The sequence below is a fragment of the Streptomyces sp. NPDC059092 genome (genome assembly GCF_042756365.1).
Classification (GTDB): Bacteria; Actinomycetota; Actinomycetes; order Streptomycetales; family Streptomycetaceae; genus Streptomyces.
In genome coordinates, this window is the sequence record NZ_JBHZEJ010000023.1 from 26,550 (window position 1) to 40,069 (window position 13,520).

At 73.7% G+C, this 13,520-nt stretch carries 11 protein-coding genes; 8 read left to right on the plus strand and 3 right to left on the minus strand.

Annotated features, from left to right (window positions below):
- Positions 1-33: 33 nt before the first annotated feature.
- A complete protein-coding gene (locus ACFXPL_RS16065) occupies positions 34-675 on the plus strand; it encodes a hypothetical protein (RefSeq protein WP_384918750.1) in 642 nt (213 codons plus the stop codon).
- 84 nt (positions 676-759) lie between these two features.
- On the opposite strand, the gene ACFXPL_RS16070 is transcribed toward ACFXPL_RS16065, so the two are convergent.
- A complete protein-coding gene (locus tag ACFXPL_RS16070) occupies positions 760-1,704 on the minus strand; it encodes a D-2-hydroxyacid dehydrogenase family protein (RefSeq protein WP_384918753.1) in 945 nt (314 codons plus the stop codon).
- Positions 1,705-1,937: 233 nt separating this feature from the next.
- Here ACFXPL_RS16070 and ACFXPL_RS16075 point away from each other — a divergent pair, with 233 nt between their 5' ends.
- The 7 genes from ACFXPL_RS16075 to ACFXPL_RS16105 all read left to right on the plus strand — a co-directional run bounded on the left by ACFXPL_RS16075 (position 1,938) and on the right by ACFXPL_RS16105 (position 11,277).
- A complete protein-coding gene (locus ACFXPL_RS16075; protein ID WP_384918755.1) occupies positions 1,938-2,972 on the plus strand; it encodes a helix-turn-helix transcriptional regulator in 1,035 nt (344 codons plus the stop codon).
- A gap of 159 nt (positions 2,973-3,131) precedes the next feature.
- Positions 3,132-4,778, plus strand: coding sequence for an ABC transporter substrate-binding protein (locus tag ACFXPL_RS16080; RefSeq protein WP_384918758.1), 1,647 nt, complete (start codon positions 3,132-3,134; stop codon positions 4,776-4,778).
- 7 nt (positions 4,779-4,785) lie between these two features.
- Positions 4,786-5,745: an ABC transporter permease gene (locus ACFXPL_RS16085; protein ID WP_384918761.1), complete on the plus strand. Its 960-nt coding sequence runs from the start codon at positions 4,786-4,788 to the stop codon at positions 5,743-5,745.
- Between the two features lie 65 nt (positions 5,746-5,810).
- Entirely contained in the window at positions 5,811-6,677 is an 867-nt protein-coding gene (locus ACFXPL_RS16090; protein ID WP_384918764.1) for an ABC transporter permease, read from the plus strand.
- A complete protein-coding gene (locus ACFXPL_RS16095; protein ID WP_384918766.1) occupies positions 6,677-8,521 on the plus strand; it encodes a dipeptide ABC transporter ATP-binding protein in 1,845 nt (614 codons plus the stop codon). Before ACFXPL_RS16090 ends, ACFXPL_RS16095 begins: the two co-directional genes overlap by 1 nt.
- 105 nt (positions 8,522-8,626) lie before the next feature.
- Positions 8,627-10,648, plus strand: coding sequence for a CocE/NonD family hydrolase (locus tag ACFXPL_RS16100; RefSeq protein ID WP_384918769.1), 2,022 nt, complete (start codon positions 8,627-8,629; stop codon positions 10,646-10,648).
- A complete protein-coding gene (locus ACFXPL_RS16105; RefSeq protein ID WP_384918772.1) occupies positions 10,615-11,277 on the plus strand; it encodes a TetR/AcrR family transcriptional regulator in 663 nt (220 codons plus the stop codon). The genes ACFXPL_RS16100 and ACFXPL_RS16105 overlap by 34 nt, the downstream gene beginning before the upstream one ends.
- Before the next feature lie 104 nt (positions 11,278-11,381).
- Here ACFXPL_RS16105 and ACFXPL_RS16110 read toward each other — a convergent pair whose 3' ends face one another.
- On the minus strand, positions 11,382-12,446 hold the full coding sequence (locus ACFXPL_RS16110) for a bile acid:sodium symporter family protein (protein WP_384918774.1): 1,065 nt from the start codon (positions 12,444-12,446) through the stop codon (positions 11,382-11,384).
- A 114-nt stretch (positions 12,447-12,560) separates the two neighbouring features.
- Entirely contained in the window at positions 12,561-13,436 is an 876-nt protein-coding gene (locus ACFXPL_RS16115; protein WP_384918777.1) for a hypothetical protein, read from the minus strand.
- Between the last annotated feature and the right edge of the window lie 84 nt (positions 13,437-13,520).

Genomic DNA, 13,520 nt, shown 5'->3' on the forward strand with positions numbered 1-13,520 from the left:
GCTCATACAGCTTCGTCGTCCATACTCACTGCCGTGGAGCAGCGCATAGATCCGAAAATCCAGACCGAGTTCGCCGTGGGGACAGACCCGGCGTACATCCCCGGTCTCGTGGCCCCCTCCCCGCCGAGGCCGGCGGAGACGGACCCCGGGCGGGCCGAGGACGAGAGCGAGGAGCCGGCCGTCGCCGACGACGACGCGAGCGCCCCGGTGACGGCGGAGAAGGGAGAGGAGCAGCCGGAGGACGAGAAGGAGAAGGAACAGGACGAGCAGGAACAGGACGAACGCGACGAGCACGACGTCAGGTCCGAGCACGACGGCAAGTCCGGGAAGGGCGGCAAGGCCGAGCAGGACGGTGAGGCCGACACCGACCCCGAGGGGGAAGCGGCCCCCGAGGACGGTCCCGTCTTCGAGGTCAGCGACCGCCGCGGCTCGATCACCGCGGACCGGGAGGGCGTCCGGTTCCGGCTGGACGACCAGGAGGCCGAGTTCGACTGGGACGAGATCGGCGCGGTCGAGGTCACGACCCCCCGCTTCGGGCGCCGGTTCACGGTCACGGTGCACACCTCGGCCCGCCGCTGGTTCGACGCCGAGGTGGAGGCGCCGGCCAGGAAGCTCCTCAAGGAGTGGGAGGCGGAGCTGGACGTGGTCCTGGACGCCTACTTCGAGGAGTCCTGACCGAGGCCCGCACACGGCGACCGACGGCCGCCCGCCCGCACGGGTGGGCGGCCGTTTCCGTGGGCGGCACCGCCCACAGGGCCCTCAGCCGGTGAGGACGCGCAGCGGGGTGCCCGCCAGGAACGCCGCGATGTCCTCGGCCGCCTGACCGTAGAACACCTCGTACGTGGCCTCGGTGACATAGCCGAGGTGCGGGGTCAGGACCGTACCGGGGAGGGTGCGCAGGGCGTCGTCGGCGGGCAGCGGCTCCATGTCGTACACGTCGAGGCCGGCGCCCGCGATCCGGCCGGCGCGCAGGGCCTCGATCAGGGCCGCGGTGTCGATCAGGGGGCCCCGTGAGGTGTTGACGAGGAGGGCCGTCGGCTTCATCCAGGACAGCTCCCGCGCTCCGATCAGCCCCGTACTGCGCTCACCGAGCTTGTAGTGGACGGTGACGACGTCGGCCCGGGAGAACAGGGTCCGCTTGTCGACCGGCTCCACGCCCGCCGCCACGGCCCGCTCCGCGTCCAGGTTGCCGCTCCACGCGACGACCCGCATCCCGAACGCGGCGCCGATCGCGGCGACCCGGGAACCGAGCCGCCCCAGGCCGACGACACCGAGCGTGCGGCCGTGCAGATCGCGGCCGATCGTCCGCTGCCAGCCGCCCTCCCGCATCCCGGCCGACTCCGCGGGGATGTTCCGGGCCAGCGCGAGGATCAGACCCCAGGTCAGCTCCGCCGTGGCGTGCGGCACCGACTCCGTGCCGCAGACCGTCACCCCGTGGCGCCGCGCCGCCGCCAGATCCAGTGAGGCGTTCGCCAGGCCCGTGGTCACCAGTAGCCGGAGCGCGGGCAGCCGGTCGAACAACTCGGCGGTGAACGGCGTGCGTTCCCGCATGACGACCACGACGTCGAAACCGGCCAGTGCCGCGCTCACCGCGTCCACCCCGGAGAGCGGCTCGTGGAAGAAGACCACCTCGCCGCCGAGCGCGTCCCAGTCGGCGAAGCGACGGGCGGCCCGCTGGTAGTCGTCGAGGACGGCGATACGCATGGATGGCTCCTTCACACGGGAACACGAGGACACAGGTCTACGGGTGAAACGGGCGTACGGACGTATGGATGCACGGATGCGCGGGACGGTGCGCAGGTCCGGCGGCGTGTACCGTCCCCGGCTCGTCCTGGTCGGAAGTCAACACGATGGGCCGGGGCCACGCCGGACCGGCCGGGCGTCACCGCGGGGCCGGGCACCGTCCTCCCGCCGGTCCGAGGAGGAGAATGGGCGGTATGAGGGCCGATCGCCTGGTGGCGACGCTGCTGCTCCTCCAGGCGCGTGGGCGGGTGACCGCGACCGAGGTGGCGGCAGAACTGTCCGTGTCCGAACGTACGGCACGCCGTGACCTGGAGGCGCTGGCGACCGCGGGCATCCCCGTCTACCCGCAGCGCGGGCGGGGCGGCGGCTGGGCACTGGTGGGCGGGGCACGGACTGATTTCAACGGACTGACCGTCGGCGAGATCCGTGAGCTGTTCCTGGTCGCCGGGGTGTCGCCGGCCGCCCCGGAGCCGCGGGAACTCGTCCGGGCCCGACCGCCGGCGCCGCGTTCCGACGCCGGGGCCGCGCCCCGGACCGGGGCCGTGGAGTGGTCCGACCGGCCGGGCGCCCCCCACGAGGGCGTCACACCGCACCTCAGGGCGCTCGAACGTGCCGTGGTCGACGGGGCACAGGTCCGCCTCGGGTACGAGCGGCCCGGGGGACCGGTGGACGAACGGATCGTCCACCCGCTGGGCCTCGCGACCAGGTCCGGGGTCCGCTACCTCGTCGCGAACACGAGCGCGAGTACGGGCTCCGGCACCGGGACCGGCTCCGGCACCGGCACCGGGAGCGGCTCCGGCTCCGGCTCCGACCGGGGCGCGGGCGGCCTGCGGATCTTCCGGCTCAGCCGCGTCACCTCCGTCGAGCCGACCGGTGACCCCGTCGTCCGCCCGGCGGGGTTCGACCTCGCCGTGGCCTGGCGCTCCCTCGCCTCGACGGCCGAGGAACGGACGCGCGCGGCGACCGTACGGGCCAGGGCCGAGCGCGGCGCCGAGGCCGGTCTGCGCGCGCTGTTCGGCAGCCGGCTGCGGCTCGGCGGACCGCTCGCCCACGGATGGATGGCGTTCGAGGTCGACGGCCCGTCGCCGCAGGCCCTGGCGGCGCGACTGGCCGGGCTGGGGGCCAGGATCGAGATCCTCGCGCCCCGGGAGGCCCGGGAGCACCTCGCGCGCCTCGCGGCCGAACTCGCCGCGCTCTACGGACCGCCGACGGCCCCGCCCGCCGGCTGACGGCAGCGCACCGCACCGAGGGCCGCCGCAGGTAACGAGTCGATTTCCCGGGTTAATTTCCGCGCACAAGGGGTTGGCGGGGCGGTGACGCCTGGCTATCGTTCACGCACTTCACCCAATCGTTCAACGGAACGAATCAATGCGAAGGGTGTCCGGTACATGTCCGACACTTACCGACGAACGGACCCCGGGGCGGCCGACCTGGCCGTCACCGCCGGGGCGGCAGGTCCGCCCCGGCGCTCGCTGCTCACTGCCGCGGCGGCCGGCGGCGCGGCGCTCGGCGCCTCCTGGCTGCTCACCGGCTGCTCCGGCGGCGCCGGATCCGGTACGGCGGCGGGCGCCGTGCCGGACGCCGCGCCCGCCGGCCGGCCCGACCGCGGCGGCACCCTGCGCATCGCCAGGCCGCCCGCCTCCGAGGCCGAGACGCTGGACCCGGCGAGCGCGCTCTCCGCGTACGAATACCTCGGCGCCCTCTACAACCGGCTCGTCCGGGTCGGCCCCGACGGCCTGCTCGCCCCCGACCTCGCCGAGTCCTGGGAACCGGACGACCAGGCCCGCACCTGGACCTTCCGGCTCCGCCGCGGCCTCACCTTCCACGACGGCCGGGCCTTCACCTCCGCGGACGCCGCCTACACGCTGCGCCACATCCTCGACGCCGCGACCGCCTCACCGCAGGCCGCCGTCCTCGCCCCGCTCATCGACCCGAAGACGCTGCGCACCCCCGACGCGTACACCCTCGTCGTCCCGCTGAAGACGCCGAACGCCGAGTTCCCCAGTCTGCTGACGCACTACAACTGCTATGTCATCCCTGACGGAAGCGCCCGTTCCATCGGCCGTACCGGCATCGGCACAGGGCCCTTCAAGCTGACGTCCTTCTCCGCCGCCGGACCCGGACGCGTCACCGCGTACGCCGAGCACTGGGCCGGCCGGCCCGTCCTCGACGCCATCGACTTCTACTCCGTCGCCGACATGCAGGCCCGCTCGAACGCCCTGCTCGCCGGGCAGGTGGATCTGCTCTCCCAGACCAATCTGGACTTCGCCACCGCCCGGGTCGTCGCCGCCTCCGACCGTGCCACCATCGCCCGCGTCAAGGACGCCCAGTGGTACGTCCTGCCGATGCTCACCACCGAGAAGCCCTTCACCGACGTCCGCGTACGCCAGGCGATGAAGCTCGCCTACGACCCCGAGCACGTCCTCAAGGTCGCCCTCCAGGGCGCCGGCACCCTCGGCTGGGACAACCCCGTACCGCCCAGCGACCCCAACCACCTCGCCGACCACCCCGTCCACGACCCGGAGAAGGCCCGTCATCTCCTCAAAGCCGCGGGCCAGGAGCGGCTGGCGGTCGACCTCTACACCTCCTCCTACGACCCGATCTTCACGCCCATGGCCCTCGCCTACCAGGAGTCGGCCCGGCGCGCCGGCATCCGGATCAGGGTCAAGACCGCCTCGGCGGACTCGTACTACACCCAGATCTGGATGAAGAAGCCGCTCATGGCCACCTACTGGTTCACCGGCCGCCCCGTCGACCAGCTCCTCAACCAGGTCTTCCGCGGCGGCTCCGGCTACAACGAGACCGCCTGGTCGGACCAGGGGTTCGACGCGCTGCTCGACCGGGCCAGGCGCGAGACCGACGACACGCGCAGGCGCGAACTGTACGGCCAGGCGCAGACCTTCGTCATCGAGAAGGGCGGGGCGATGACCCCGATGTTCGCCGACCGGCTCGTCGGCATCTCCCGCGCCGTGCGCGGCTACGCCGAGCACGGATTCGAGTTCGACTACCTCGGCATCGGCCTGAAGGGAGCCTGAGACCACCGTGTTCACCTTCGTGGCCCGCCGCGTCGTCACCGCGCTCGGCACCCTCCTGCTCTCCTCCGTCCTCGTCTTCCTCGCCGTCCAGGCACTGCCGGGCGATGTCGCCACCCAGGTCCTCGGCAAGGACGCCACCCCCTCCGCCGTCGCCGCGCTGCGCGACAAGCTCCATCTCGACCAGCCCGCTTGGGAGCGCTACGTCCAGTGGGTCAAGGGCGCCGTACAGGGCGACTTCGGCAGCTCGCTCGTCTCCGGCAAGGCCGTGGGCGGCGAGGTGGCGCAGTACCTCGGCAACTCCCTGCTGATCGCCGGTGTCACCGTCCTGTTCGCCGTCACAGGCTCCCTCGTCCTCGGCGTCGTCGCCGGGTACTACCGCGACCGCTGGCCCGACCACCTCATCTCCACGGTCAGCCTGGTCGGGATGAGCGTCCCCGAGTTCGTCGTGGCGACCGTCCTCGTCCTCGCCTTCTCGGTAGCCCTGCCGCTCTTCCCCGCGGTCGTGCTCTACGGTCCCGGCGCCACCGCCGGACAACTGCTGCCGGCGATCTGGCTGCCCGCCGCCTCGCTCGCCGTCGTGATGGCCGCCTACATCGTCCGCATGGCGCGCACCTCGGTGATCGACGTGATGGCGAGCGAGTACGTCACCACCGCCCGCCTCAAGGGCCTCTCCTCCTGGCGCGTGGTCACCCGCCACGCGCTGCCCAGTGCCCTGCTGCCCACCCTCCATGTGATCGCCCTCAACGTGGCCTGGCTGATCGGCGGCGTCGCCGTGGTCGAGAACGTCTTCAACTACCCGGGCATCGGCAAGCTGATGCTCTCCTCCGTGCAGAACCGCGACCTGCCCGTCCTCCAGGCGATCGCCCTCATCAGCGCGGTCGTGTACGTCCTGTGCAACCTCGCGGCCGACCTCGGCGCGATGGCCCTGAACCCCAAGCTCCGTATCCGCGGCGGGAGGACTCGATGAGCGAGGACCCGATGAGTTCCGTGAGTTCCCCGGCTTCCCCGACTTCCCCGGGTTCTCCGCCTTCCGTGCCGCCGCCCCCGCGTCCGGGCTTCGCGGCCCGCACCTGGCGGACCGTACGCTCCTCCCGCGCCGCCTCCATCGGCCTCGCCGTCGTCGCCGTCCATGTGGCCGTCGCCCTGCTCGCCCCCCTCCTCACCCCGTACGCGCCCACCGTGGGCGACTCCTCGCGCGCCCTGCTCGGACCGGGCGCCGGCCACTGGGCCGGCACCGACCAGTACGGGCGCGACGTCCTCACCCGCGTGCTGTACGGAGGGCGGTACGCGCTCGGCGTCTCCGTCGCCGCGACCCTGCTGACCGTCGCCCTCGGCACCGTCCTCGGCTGCGCCACGGCCCTGCGCGGCGGCCGGCTGGACGACGCGCTGATGCGGGTGCTGGACGCGGTGCTCTCCGTCCCCTCGATCCTCGCCCTGCTCGTCATCGTCAGCGCGCTCGGCTCGGGCCCTGGCGTCATCGTGCTGGCCATCGCCGTCGTCTACGTACCCCAGGTGGTACGGGTCGTGCGCGGCGCGGCCCTCGCCGTCGTCCCCGCGGACTACGTCACCGCCGCGCGCGCCCGGGGCGAGTCGACCTGGTCGATCCTGCGCCGCGAGGTGCTGCCCAACATCACCGACGTGGTGTGCGTCGAGTTCGCGATGCGCGCCTCCTGGGTCGTGCTTCTGATCAGTTCCCTGTCCTTCCTCGGCTTCGGCGCCAACCCGCCCACCCCCGACTGGGGGCTGATGGTCGCGGAGAACCGGACCGCCATCACCGTCGTACCGATGGCCAGCCTCGCCCCTATCATCGCCCTGGCCACTCTCGTGGTCGGGCTCAACCTCGCCGCCGACGGCCTCTCCAAGGCGTGGGGCGTCGACCGGATCAGGGAGGGTTCCTGATGACCACGCACGCGACCGGCGGCGCCGCCGCCCGTACGACCGCCCGGGGCGCCGCCCTGGTCTCGGTGGCCGGCCTCCACGTCGCCTACCGCTCCGGCGGCGTGGACGTACCTGTCGTCCAGGACGTCTCCTTCGACGTACGGCCCGGCCGGACCCTCGCCCTGGTCGGCGAGTCAGGCAGCGGCAAGTCCACCGTCGCCGCCACGCTCCTGGGCCACCTGCGGCACGGGTCCAGGATCACCGCGGGCACCGTACGCGTCGACGGCCAGGACGTCTTCGCGCTGCCGGCCCGGGAGTTGCGACGGCTGCGCGGCGGTACGGTCGCGATGGTCGCCCAGAACGCGGGGCACGCGCTCACCCCCTCCATGCGCGTCGGCCGGCAGATCGCCGAGGCGCTGCGCGACGAGGACGCCGCCCACCACTCGGTGGCCGCCCTCCTCGAACAGGTACGGCTGCCCCGCCCCGCCGACCTCGCCCGCCGCTATCCGCACGAACTCTCCGGCGGCCAGCAGCAGCGCGTCGCCATCGCCATGGCCATCGCCGCCCGGCCCCGGGTCCTGGTCCTCGACGAACCGACGACCGGCCTGGACGTCGTCACGCAGCGCGGCGTCCTCGACCTGATCGGCGCGCTGCGCGACGAACTCGGCCTCGCCGCCGTCCTGGTCAGCCATGACCTCGGGGTGGTCGCGCACATGGCCGACCACGTCACCGTGTTGCGCGCGGGCCGGGTCGTGGAGAGCGCGCCCACGCACCGGCTCTTCGGCGCGCCCGCCGAGCCGTACACGCGCCGGCTGCTCGCCGCCGTCCCGCGCCTCGCCGACGACGGCCTCGCGCTGGTCGCCGAGGACGGCACGCGCGAGATCCGCCCCCGGGCCGTGCTGCCCGCCGACGCCCCCGAGGCCGTCGCCGTACGGGACGTCACCATCGACTACGGGGCCACCCGCGCCGTCCACGGCGTCTCGTTCCAGGTGCGGCGCGGCGAGATCCTGGCGCTCGTCGGGGAGTCCGGCAGCGGCAAGTCCACCCTCGCCTGGTCGCTGGCCGGGCTGCGCGCCCCGTCCGGCGGGACGATGACGGCGGCGGCCGACCGCCAGGGCGACGGCGGCCGGGGCAAGGGAGCCCCGGCCGGCGGCGGTCCGGCTGACGGCGGTCCGGGCGACGGGGACCTCACCGCGTCGTCCCGCGAGCGCCCCCGCGACCTGCGCCGCAAGGTCCAGCTCGTCTTCCAGAACGCCGACACCTCCCTCAACCCCCGCCGCTCGGTGGGCGACGCGGTACGCCGCCCGCTGCGTGTCTTCGGTACGGCCGCCTCCCGCGCGGACGCGGCGGTACGGGCCCGCCGCCTCATCGCCGACGTCCACCTCCCCCCGGAGTTCGCCGACCGGCTGCCCGCACAGCTCTCCGGCGGCCAGCGGCAGCGGATCGGCATCGCGCGGGCGCTGGCGGGCGAGCCCGACGTGCTCATCGCGGACGAGATCACCACCGCCCTCGACGTCTCCGTCCAGGCCGAGGTCCTGCGGCTGCTGGACGACCTGCGCCGGGAACGCCGGCTGGCCTGTCTCTTCATCAGCCACGACCTGGCGGTGGTACGCGGCATCGCGGACCGGGTCCTGGTGCTGCGGCACGGCGTGGTGGTGGAGGAGGGCCCCACGGACGCGGTGTTCCTCGCGCCGGCCCACCCGTACACGCGCCGGCTCATGGCCGCCGCGCTGGAGCCCGACCCGGAGGCCGAGCGGGCGGTGGTGCCGGAGGAGGAGTGGCAGGACGCGGCGTCCGGCGACGACATGTGGACGGAGATCACCAGCCGCCACCGCGTCCGCCGCTGGCGCCCCGCGCCCACCTGACCGCCACGACCCGCCTCGACCGGTCCAGCGATCCGACAACCCCACGAACAGCGACCAGGTTCCGCGAAAGCGGCGCCGGCCCAGGTGTAAAGGACACAGCCCTCCATGCGGTACCGCGAGACGTACGACCGGCAGATCCACACCCAGGACGTCTGGATCCCCACCCGGGACGGCACCCGGCTCCACGCCCGGATCTGGCGGCCCGTCGACGCGGCGGCCGACCCCGTGCCCGCCCTGCTGGAGTATCTGCCGTACCGCAAGAGCGACTGGACCGCGCCCAGGGACGCCCAGCGCCACCCCTGGTACGCCGGGCACGGCTACGCGTCCGTACGCGTCGATCTGCGCGGCAGCGGGGACTCCGAGGGCGTCATGCTCGACGAGTACACCGAGACCGAGCTGGCCGACGGCGTCGATGTCGTCAACTGGCTGGCCGCGCAGGACTGGTGCACCGGCAAGGTCGGCATGTTCGGGATCTCCTGGGGCGGTTTCAACGCCCTCCAGATCGCCGCACTGCGCCCCGAACCGCTCAAGGCGATCGTCACCGTCTGCTCGACCGACGACCGGTACGACAACGACGTCCACTACATGGGCGGCGCGGTCCTCGGGATCGACATGCTCGCCTGGGCCGGCACGATGCTCGCGTTCACCGCCCGGCCGCCGGACCCCGCCCACGTCGGCACGGACCGCTGGCTGCCGCTGTGGCGGGAACGGCTCGACGCGATCACCCCGTACCTGCACACCTGGCTGGACCATCAGGAGCGGGACGACTACTGGCGCCACGGCAGCGTCTGCGAGGACTACTCCGCCATCGACGCCGCCGTTCTCGCGGTCGGCGGCTGGGCCGATCCGTACCGGGACACCGTGCTGCGGCTGGTCGAGCGGCTGGACGCGCCGGTACGCGGGCTGATCGGCCCCTGGTCGCACCAGTACCCCGACCGGGGGCTGCCGCCCGGTCCCGCCATCGGCTTCCTCCAGGAGACGCTGCGCTGGTGGGACCAGCACCTCAAGGGCGCCGACACCGGGGTCATGGCCGAGCCGGCGCTGCGCGCCTGGATCAACGACCCGGTCCCGCCGGCCACCTCGTACGCGACGATGCCGGGCCGCTGGGTCGGCGACGATTCCTGGCCCTCGCCCGCCGTCACCTGGGAGGAACGGCCGCTCGGCGACGCCGGGGCGGGCGCGGTGACCGTACGCTCGCCGCACCACACCGGGCTCGACGCGGGCCGCTTCTTCCCCTTCGGCAACCCCACCGACCTGCCGCCCGACCAGCGGGAGGAGGACGGCCGCTCCGTCTGCTTCGACTCGCCGCCGCTGACCGTGAGGACCGAGATCCTCGGCCGGCCCCGGGTCCGGCTGCGGCTCGACAGCGCCACCCCGCGCGCCCATGTCATCGCCCGGGTCTGCGACGTCGCGCCCGACGGCTCGTCCACCCTCGTCACCCGGGGCGTGCTCAACCTGCTCTCCCGCCACGGCAGGGAACGGGCGGACGCGTGGGAGCCCGGCACCTTCGAGGACGTCGAGTTCGAACTGAACGCCACCGGCTACGCCTTCCCGCCGGGCCACCGCGTCCGCGTCTCCGTCTCCGACACGTACTGGCCGTGGGTCTGGCCGCACGGCGAGCGCGGGGCGCTGACCGTGCTCCCCGGCGAGAGCGCCGTACTGCTGCCCGTACGGGATCCGTCGTACGACGCGGGTCGCGCGCCGATCCGGTTCGAGGAGCCGGAGCAGGCCGTGCCGCTCGCGGTGACCGTGGACGCTCCGGACCCGGCCGCCCCGCCCCGTCCGGAGCGGGTCGTACGGCACGATGTCGCCACCGGTGAGTGGACCCTGGAGGTCGACCCGAACTACGGCGGCTCCCGTACCTACCCGGACGGCCTGCGGTACGAGGAGAGCGCCCGCGAGGTCTACCGTATCCGTGCCGACGATCCGCTGTCGGCCGTGGCGGGCTCCCGGTGGACGATCCGGCTGCGGCGCCCGGACGGCTGGGACGCGTACCTCACGACCAGCACGGAACTGCGGGCCACGGCAACGGAGTTCATCATGGACAGCACCCTCGTAGCACGGGCGAACGGAGAGACAGTGGCCGAGCGGTCATGGCACAGGACCACCCCCAGGACGTCCGGATGACGGGCCGGGCGCCACGGCGGGCCGTGGCCGCCGCCAGCCGGACCCGCCAGCCGACCGAGGTGCGCCGCCGCCTCATCGCGGAAGCGGCGGTGCCGCTCATCGCGGAGCGCGGCTCGGCGGCCGTCGGGGTACGGGACGTCGCGGCGGCGGCCGGGGTGTCGGTCGGCACGGTGACGTACCACTTCGAGAGCGTGCAGGAAGTGCTCTCCGAGGCGATGGTGCTGCACATCGAGCGCTACTACGCCGCGCTCAGCGCCTCCGCCGACCAGGCCACCCGGGCGGCGGAGGGGCTGCGGCTGCTGATCGACGCGCTCTTCACCGACCACACCGACCGGCACTGGCGCATGTGGTTCGACTACTGGCACGCGGGCGACCGGGACGAGGCGTTCGCCCGCGGCCAGGCGACGCGCTACGAGAGCTGGCACGGCGAGATCCGGGCGCTGGTCGAACGCGGCCGGGACGAGGGGGACTTCACCTGCGAGGACCCGGCCGACTTCGCCGTGCGCTTCGCCGCCCTCGCGGACGGACTCGCGCTCCAGCGGCTGCGCCGGACACCGCCGCTCACCACGCCGGACGCGCGCCGCCATCTCTACCGGCTGGTCGAGGTGGAGCTGGAGCGGGGGGCCTGACAGGACGGTCGGGGCGGTCGCGGCGGTCGGATCGCCGGGCCGCCGGGCGTACCGCGGTCCGCGCGGTGCCCGGCGGCGGGTGCGGGGGTGTCGGCGCCCGGATGTCAGCGCGCGGGCTCAGCGGCGGCCTCGGCCACCGGCTCGGCCCTCCGTGCCCGGTACGCCATCCACGCGGCGACCAGCGCGCCCGACACGTTGTGCCACACCGAGAACACGGCGGCGGGCAGCGCGGCCAGCGGGCTGAAGTGCGCGGTCGCCAGCGAGGCGGCGAGCCCGGAGTTCTGCATGCCGACCTCGAAGGCCATGGCCCGGCTCGCGGGCGCGCCGAGCCCGGCCAGCTTGCCCGCGCCGTAACCGAGCGCCAGCCCGAGCCCGTTGTGCAGGACGACGGCGACGAACACCAGCAGGGCCGCCGACTTGATGGCGGCGGAGCTGCCCGCCACCACGACCGCGACGATCACGGCGATCGTCAGCGCCGACAGCCAGGGCAGCGCCCCCAGCACCCGGTCGACGTACCGCCCGGCGAGCAGCCGGACCGCCAGCCCGGCGAGGACCGGCAGCAGCACGGTCTTCAGGATGTCGGTGACCATCGAGCCCGCGTCGACCGGCAGGAACTCGCCCGCCAGCAGCAGCGTCAGCGGCGGTGTCACCAGCGGCGCCAGCACCGTGGAGACGGTGGCGACCGACACCGACAGCGCCACGTCGCCCCGCGCGAGATACGTCACGACGTTGGAGGCGGTGCCGCTCGGCGCGCAGCCGACCAGGATCACGCCCGCCGCCAACTGGGGCGGCAGATCGAGGGCGTTGGCGATCAGCCAGCCGAGCCCCGGCATGATCACGTAGTGCGCGACCAGTCCGAGCCCGACCGCCCACGGCCGCTTGGCCACCCCTTCGAAGTCCTTCGGCGTCATGGTCAGCCCCATGGCGAACATGACGACGCCCAGCAGGTACGGCACCGATACCGACCATCCCGTGAAGGTGCCCGGGGTCAGCAGCCCGAGGGCGCCCGCGGCGAGCACGAGGACGGGGAAGACGGTGACCGCGCGCCGCGCCGCCCGGTCGCCGGCGTCGGCCGGGGCGGTGACCGGGGCGGCAGGCGAGGCGGGGCCGTCGGGGGCGGCCGGGTCGGCAGGGGCGGCTTCGGTGGGGGAGTCATGTTCGGATCGCACGGCGCGATGCAACGCCTCGGCGCCGCCCCGCGCAACACCGTCTCGCCATGTGGGCACATATGACCACGGAGCGGGACAGTGGGAAGGGCGGCCCCTGACGGCCCTCCCCGGCCGTCAGGTGTACTGGTTGGCCGGCTCCCAGGGCTGGGTCAGCGGAGCGGCGGTGTGGTGCCAGTGGCTGACGATGCCGTTCCAGTCGGTCTGCGTCGCCATGGAGCTGTCCCACGAGGGGGTGTGGGTCGAAATCTGCTGCCAGGTGATGTCGTCGTTGTTCCGCGGGTAGGGCACCGCGTGGCCCGAGGGCGCGCCGGAGGCGTGGCCGCCCAGCTCCGTCGGGGGGGCGGCGTCCAGGCGCCGGTGCCGGCCGGCCCGGTCCTCGTGGGGCGAGGGCTGGTTGAGGCGGCCCTCGGCGGAGAGCCGCTGCGCCCGGGCGACGAGATGGGCCAGCTCAAGACCGAACTCCGAGGCCAGCGCGGTCAGGTCGAGCCCGGTGTGCCAGCCGCCCACCAGGACCGCGTCCAGCGCGGCCGACCAGGCGGAGTCCGTGACCGGCACGCCCGTGGACGGCGCGTGCGCGGAGTGCGGGGCCGGTACGGGTGGCGGCGGGACCGTCTGTTCGGCGGCCGGGAAGTCCGTCGCGTGCGCTCCCGGGCCGAACCCGGTGGCCGAGGACCCGGTCGGCGGGTCGACGGGCACCGGACCCGCCGTCCGGTGGTCGTCGGGCGTCACGGTGAGGAGGTGCTTGGCGACCGTACGGGCGTCGTCCTTGCCGACGGTGCGCCGGGCGAGCCGCACCTCGCGCTCGTTGAGTCCGAGGAGGTTGGCGACGGCGCAGTCGCTCCCGACGGTCACGGCGAAGGCGGCAAGCATCCGGGTCCGGCCCGCCTGCGCCTCGTCGAGGACGCCCTGGGCTTCCCGGACCTGGTCGTCACTGCCGCAGAACGCCGACGCGAGCACGGAGTGACGCTCCCACAACTCTCTGGGTTCCATGACGTGATCAACGGCCATTGAGATCTTATGGGTCGATTTACCGCCATAGATCACTATATCGAGTGCTATTTCCTTCAACCACTT

Coding starts and splice junctions, on each gene's coding strand:
- ACFXPL_RS16100 (WP_384918769.1), top strand. CDS start 8,627: ATGCGGTACCGCGAGACGTACGACCGGCAGATCCACACCCAGGACGTC.
- ACFXPL_RS16080 (WP_384918758.1), top strand. CDS start 3,132: ATGTCCGACACTTACCGACGAACGGACCCCGGGGCGGCCGACCTGGCC.
- ACFXPL_RS16105 (WP_384918772.1), top strand. CDS start 10,615: ATGGCACAGGACCACCCCCAGGACGTCCGGATGACGGGCCGGGCGCCA.
- ACFXPL_RS16075 (WP_384918755.1), top strand. CDS start 1,938: ATGAGGGCCGATCGCCTGGTGGCGACGCTGCTGCTCCTCCAGGCGCGT.
- ACFXPL_RS16070 (WP_384918753.1), bottom strand. CDS start 1,704: ATGCGTATCGCCGTCCTCGACGACTACCAGCGGGCCGCCCGTCGCTTC.
- ACFXPL_RS16115 (WP_384918777.1), bottom strand. CDS start 13,436: ATGGAACCCAGAGAGTTGTGGGAGCGTCACTCCGTGCTCGCGTCGGCG.
- ACFXPL_RS16095 (WP_384918766.1), top strand. CDS start 6,677: ATGACCACGCACGCGACCGGCGGCGCCGCCGCCCGTACGACCGCCCGG.